This is a genomic window from Pseudomonas antarctica (assembly GCF_900624995.1).
GTDB lineage: Bacteria > Pseudomonadota > Gammaproteobacteria > Pseudomonadales > Pseudomonadaceae > Aquipseudomonas > Aquipseudomonas antarctica.
Genome location: NZ_UYXQ01000042.1, coordinates 25,004 through 31,235, shown reverse-complemented (window position 1 = coordinate 31,235; position 6,232 = coordinate 25,004). Strand labels below are relative to the sequence as shown.

Here is a 6,232-nt window from a genome sequence, read left to right as displayed (position 1 = left end):
AACTCATGCCGCACGATGTTGGGGGCTATGGGAGACGTTCCGAACAAGGAAATGGGCCCAGCGGAAAACCCAACCGCTGGCCGTGTGACCGCCAAAGACTTCAACCTGAACGGCAACTGCAACCAGGGCACCAAAGTCGCGATGATCTTTGATGCCAACAACGGCGGTTCGGGCCTGGTCACCGGCAAAAAAGTACTGGCCCTGAACCCAGGTTCGGCCACCGCGCAAAACGTCGGTATCGCCCTGCTCGACAGCACAGGCACCTTGATCGACCTCAGCTCGACAAGCACCGCACGCATTGAAAGCGCCATGCACGGCCAAGGCACTGCGGGCGGCGACGCCACCCTGAGCTTCGCGGCGGCCTATGTCACCACCGGTGCGTCCGGTGCATCCACCGCCGGTCGCGGTGATGCCACCCTGCCGTTCATCCTGCAATACGAGTAACTCGGCGCCCCGAGCACCGATCGCGCGAGGCCAAACGGCCTCGCCATTCTCTTTGATTACACCGGATAACCCTCATGCTGCCTCGTTCTATCGCCGTAAGCCTGGGGCTGCTGGGCATGCTTATGGCTACCCAGGCCGCCGCCAGCATTTCATTGAATGCCACCCGTATCGTATTTGATGGCGACCACAAGGAAGCCAACATCACCGTGCGCAACGGCAACCAGGACGTATTGATTCAATCTTGGGTCGACATGAACGACGCCAGCGCCAGCCGCGCACCGTTTGCCGTCACCCCGCCATTGGCCCGCGTATTCGCCAAAGAACAGCAACTGCTGCGCATCTTGTACGAAGGCACCGGCATGCCCACGGACCGCGAGTCGGTGGTGTGGCTGAATGTTCAGGAAATACCCAAAGCCAGTGAGGCCGAGAACACCTTGCAGTTGGCCATCCGCCAACGCATCAAGATTTTTTACCGCCCTGCCGGCCTGCCTGGCAGTGCGTTGCAGGCGCCTGCCCAGCTTGAATGGTCGCTGGCCAAGCACGGTGCGCAGACCCTGTTGCAGGTGAAAAACCCGACGCTGTACCACGTGTCCATGGCCGACATTAAGGTGCAAGCGCAGCTGGCCAGCGATTCGAGCATGATCGCGCCCGGCGAGGCAAAACAGTTCCCGCTCAAGACGCCACCCGCGGCTGGCCCGGTGCAACTGTCGTTTTCCAGCATCAATGACTACGGCGCGCAGAACCACTACACCGCGCCCCTGTCAGGCGTCGCCACGCACGCGACTGAATCACGCCTCAAACCCTAAGCCTTTTCTCTAACCCACAGGCTCACTCCACGTGCGTGTTTGCGTGCCCGCCTGTTCGCCAATCAGGGATGCCACAGGTCTTCGCATGTCTTTTCTTTCCAGTAACAGGCCCGCGCGTGGCGCACTGAAGTTGAAGACGCTGTCGCTTGCGATTGCCGCCAGCCTGCCGGCCTGGGCAATGGCTGACGAGGCTGCGGACACCTTCAACACCACCTTCCTGCAAGGCTCGCAGTCGCCGGTCGACCTGCAACAGCTGCTCTCGGCCAACAGCGTGTTGCCGGGCAATTACCGCGTCGACCTGTACAGCAACGAAATGCTGGTAGGCCGACGCGACATCGACTTCAAGCGCAACCCAAAGAACGGCCGAGTCGAAGCCTGCCTGACCCTCGATTTGCTCAAGCAACTGGGCGTCGACATGCACCGTTTGCAGGCCGAAGGTAAAATCGACCCGCTGCAGCCGCAGGAATGCTACGCGCTCGCCGAGATGATCGAGGACGCCAGCGTGCGTTACGACAGCAGCCGCCTGCGCCTGATGGCAAGCATCCCGCAAATGGCCATGCAGCGTGGCCTGCGCGGTTACGTCGACCCACAGTTATGGGATGAAGGCGTGCCCGCCGCGTTCATCAACTATCAGCTCAACAGCAGCCGCACCGCTGGCGACTATCAAACGCGCATCTCGAATAACCTCGGCCTGCGCAACGGCATTAACCTGGGTGCCTGGCGCCTGCGCAACGAGTCGAACCTGAGCGGCGGCACCGGGCGTTCGAACACCTACACCAGCAACCGCACTTACCTGCAACACGACGTGACCGCGATCAAGGGCCAGTTCAGCGCCGGTGAGATTTTCTCCGACACCGACCTGTTCGACAGCGTGCGTTATCGCGGCCTCAAGCTCGCCTCCGATGACGGCATGCGCGCCGACAGCGAGCGCGGTTATGCGCCGGTGATCCGTGGCGTGGCGCAGACCAACGCAACGGTCGAAATCCGCCAGAACGACTACATCCTCTACACCGCCAACGTCGCGCCGGGGCCGTTCGAGATCAACGACATCTACCCCAGCGGTTCCAACGGCGACCTGCAAATCACCGTGATCGAAGCCGACGGCACGCGCCGGGTGACGACGCAGGCGTTTTCCAGTTTGCCGATCATGGTGCGTGAAGGTCAGGTCAAGTACAGCCTCTCGGCGGGCACGTTCAAAAGCAACGCGGACGGCCTCGCGACTCCGCGCTTTCTCAGCGGCACCCTGGCCTACGGCTTGACCAGCAACCTCAGCGCGATTGTCGGGTTGCAGACCAGCGAAGACTACAACGCGCTGTCCATTGGCGCCGGTAAGAACACCTCGTTCGGCGCCTTCTCGCTGGACACCACTCACTCCTCCAGCAAAGCGCAGGGCAAAACCACCCAGGGCAGCAGCGTGCGTGCGCTGTATGCAAAAACCTTTACCGGCACCGACACCAACTTCACCCTGGCCGCGTACCGCTACTCCACCGAGGGCTACCGCACCCTCACCGACCATGTCGAAGACAGCAGCCAGGATGTGCGCGTGCGCACCGGCCATTCGAAAACCCGCACCGACCTGACCATCAACCAGAGCATTGGGCGCAACAGTGAGTTCGGCAGCGTGTACGTAAACGCCAGCGACCAGCGCTACTGGAACCGCGGCGGCTCGCAGAGTTTTTCCGCCGGTTACACCAGCAACTGGGGCGACCTGAGCTACAACCTCGGCGTGACGCGCACCAAGCAAATCGTCACCTTTGGCCAGCCGAGCAGCGACACCCAGGTGAACCTGTCGATTTCCTTCCCGCTGGGCAGCCAGGCCCGCGCGCCACGGGCGTTTGTCACCACCAGCCGGCAGCATGGCGACACCACCACCCAGGCGGGCATCAATGGTTACGTCGCCGACACCAGCGACACGTTCTATTCGGTACAGGCCGGCCACAGCGACACCAGCGGCGATTCCGGTTCGGTGAATATCAACAGCCGCACCTCGGTGGCGGACGTCAGCCTCGGCTACAGCCAGGGCCAGGGCTACAACTCACAGAACCTCAACCTCGCAGGCTCCGTGGTCGCTCACGCAGGCGGCATCAACCTGGGGCAGACCGTCAGCGAGACCTTTGCACTGGCCGAAGTGCCGGGCATCTCCGGCGCGAAGATCAGCAGCTACAGCGGCGTGGAGACCGGCTACAACGGCTACGCGGTGATCCCCAATGCCCAGCCTTACCGGGTGAACTGGGTGAGCCTGGACACCCGCGACCTGGGCGGCGATGTGGAAATCACCAACGCCACTCAGCAAGTGGTGCCGCGCCGTGGCGCGATTGTGGTAGCGCACTACAGCGGCACCACCGGACGGCGAGTGTTGTTTGAGTTGTTTGATGCGCAGCGCAAGCCGCTGTCGTTTGGGGCTTCGCTGGAGGACACGAACGGCAAGCAGCTGGCGATTGCAGACCCGAATGGCAATGCGCTGGCGTTGGTGGAAGAGGATCAGGGCACGTTGGTTATCAAGTGGGGTGAGCAGCAGTGCAGTGCTTCTTATGCACTGCCGCCGCAAAATAAGGCCTTGAACTATGAGCGCCAGGCGTTGGTGTGCACGCCTTGAAGGGGCGATATCTACACCCTCTCTCTGATGTATAAAAATCCAAATGTGGGAGCGGGCTTGCCCGCGATAGCCATAGGTATCTGCACATCTTTTTTTACGGGTTGAGTGTTGTGGTTGTCGGAGGGCGCTGAGTACATATCCGTTGTTTGGGTCACGGCTGATATGGGTTCCGCCGTGACCGCAGCAACGGATATGTGCTCAAGCTACCGCCATCGCAGGCAACCCAGCTCCCACATTCTCTACCGCGTTCCTTCACTTCATTTTGTCGGCCGCAGCAACTGCATCTGCTGGCGATAATCATCCGTCACCTGCCGCGCCTGGCTGCTGCTGGTGATCACCCGAGGCGTAATCAACACAATCAACTCCGTGCGATCCTTGGACTTGCTGGTAGTGCCAAACAACCACCGCAACCCAGGAATCTTGCCCAAATACGGCACAGCGCTGACACGCTCGGCGTTGTCCTGCTTAATCAACCCACCCAGCAATACCGTCTGCCCACTTTGCACCGCCACCTGCGTCGACACCGACCGCGTCGAAATACGTGGATTGACCGGTGTATCGCCATTGCCGGTCTGGTTCTCGGCATCACTGACTTGCTGCTGAATATCCATGTACACCAGGCCGCCCGGATTGATACGCGGCACCACATCCAGAATCACCCCGGTCTGCACATACTCGACGCTGCTTAAGGTGGAATCGGCGTTGCCGGTATTCACCGTGGTCTGGCTGATAGGAATGTTGTCCCCCACCTGAATCTGCGCCGGCTGGTTATTCATCACCACCAGCGACGGCGCCGACAGCACCTGCGTACGCCCATTGGTCTCCAACGCATGCAACGCCACCTGCAAATTGGCGCTGACGAACGAATAGAACAACGAATCCGACGCTCCCAGCCCCGCCCCGCCACCGCCCAACGCGCCCTGGCTGCCGGACGCATTCGCCACCGTCTTACTCGAAGAATTCCCCGCCAGTCGCCCCAAATACCACTGCACCCCCAGGTCCAATTCACCGGTGAGCTTGACCTCAAGAATGCGCGTCTCGATCTGCACCTGAAGGGGCGGATTATCAAGGCGTTTGATCGCCGCTTCGATCTCCTTCCACTGCGCCGGGCGGGTGCGCACCAGCAGTTGGTTACTGCTTTTTTGCGCGGTAATGCGCGTGCCCGCTTCAAGGCTTTTATCCGGCGCAGGCGGTGCAACGTCCGGCGCTTGCTCGGGCTCTTCGGCAGGCGGCGCCGTGTTCTGCATACCACCAGCATGACTGTTGAGCGACGACAAGGTGGTCGTGCGCAACCCCGGTGCGACCTTGGCCGGCGTGTCGTCCTTGATCGCGTCATTGCCGTAGATCTGCCGCAAGTACTTGGCCAGGTCCGAGGCCTTCATGTTGCGCACATCGTAGACATACATCTGCGGTTCATTACCGCCGCCTTCGTCGATGGTGCGGATCCAGTCACCCACCTCGCTGAGGTACTGCGGCTGTGAAGAAATCGCCACCACCGAGTTGGTCCGTTCGATGGGCAGAAAACGCAGCATGCCCGCCAGAGGCATGCCGCTGTCCGGGCCGAACATGGCTTGCAGCTCGGGCATCAACTCGGCCACCGACGCGCGTTGCAGGCCGAACACGCCCACCGACATGCCCTTGAGCCAGTCCACATCAAAGGTGTCGATGGTCTCCTGATAGTTGGCCAGCTCCTGCGGGGTGCCGGCCAGACTGAGGATATTGCGCGCCGGGTCCACTAGCAAAAAAGCATTCTCGCGGGCGAACGGCTTGAGCAGTTTTTGCATCTCGGTGGCGGAGATATACCGCAGGGGGAACAAGCGCGCAGAGAGGCCGCTGGACGGCGCAGCCACGTGCATTTGCGGCACCAGCTTGCCCGCCACGGCTTGGTCAGCGGGCAGGATTACATAGCGCTGGCCTTGGCGGATCATCGCGTTGTCGGTCCAGGACAACAGGGTTTCGAGGATCGACAGCGCCTGCTGCTTATCCACCGGTTTGGAGGTGGAGAAGCTGACGTTGCCCTTCACGCCCTGGGCGATGCTGTAGTTTTCATGCAACAAGTCGCCCATCACACTGTTGATCACCGCCTCGATGGGCTGGTCGGCGAAGTTGAATACGATGTCGCCGCCCTCCTCCTTCGGGCTCGGCATTGCACCGGGTGGGCGTACGAACTGCTGGTTGCCACGAATCACCTGGCGTTGCGGTGCTGACTTGGCTTCAGGCTGCGGGCTTTCAGGCGCAGGTGCCTCAGTCGGCGGGCGCTGTGAGCCGGTGCCTTGCAAGGCTTCGTGCAGCAGGCCATCGTCCGCATCGAGGCGATCGGGGAAGGCGCCACAGCCGCCCAACGTGAGGGCGGCGGCCAGGCAAAACGTCGAGGTGCGCATATCGA

The 6,232-nt window shown here is 61.4% G+C and carries 4 protein-coding genes; 3 read left to right on the top strand and 1 reads right to left on the bottom strand.

Annotated elements, in window-relative coordinates; translation table 11 throughout:
* The 3 genes from E0F99_RS18625 to E0F99_RS18615 form a co-directional block, all read left to right on the top strand.
* Positions 1-444: fimbrial protein (locus tag E0F99_RS18625; protein WP_130908860.1), on the top strand; the 444-nt coding region annotated here is incomplete at its 5' end.
* 74 nt (positions 445-518) lie between these two features.
* On the top strand, positions 519-1,250 hold the full coding sequence (locus E0F99_RS18620) for a fimbrial biogenesis chaperone (RefSeq protein WP_083357790.1): 732 nt from the start codon (positions 519-521) through the stop codon (positions 1,248-1,250).
* Positions 1,251-1,335: 85 nt separating this feature from the next.
* Positions 1,336-3,846, top strand: a complete 2,511-nt coding sequence (locus E0F99_RS18615) for a fimbria/pilus outer membrane usher protein (protein WP_083357789.1) — start codon at positions 1,336-1,338, stop codon at positions 3,844-3,846.
* 257 nt (positions 3,847-4,103) lie between these two features.
* Here the strand turns inward: E0F99_RS18615 and gspD are convergent, their stop codons facing one another.
* Positions 4,104-6,227 (bottom strand): type II secretion system secretin GspD, encoded by a 2,124-nt coding sequence (gene gspD, locus E0F99_RS18610; RefSeq protein ID WP_083357788.1) that lies wholly within the window; start codon positions 6,225-6,227, stop codon positions 4,104-4,106.
* Between the last annotated feature and the right edge of the window lie 5 nt (positions 6,228-6,232).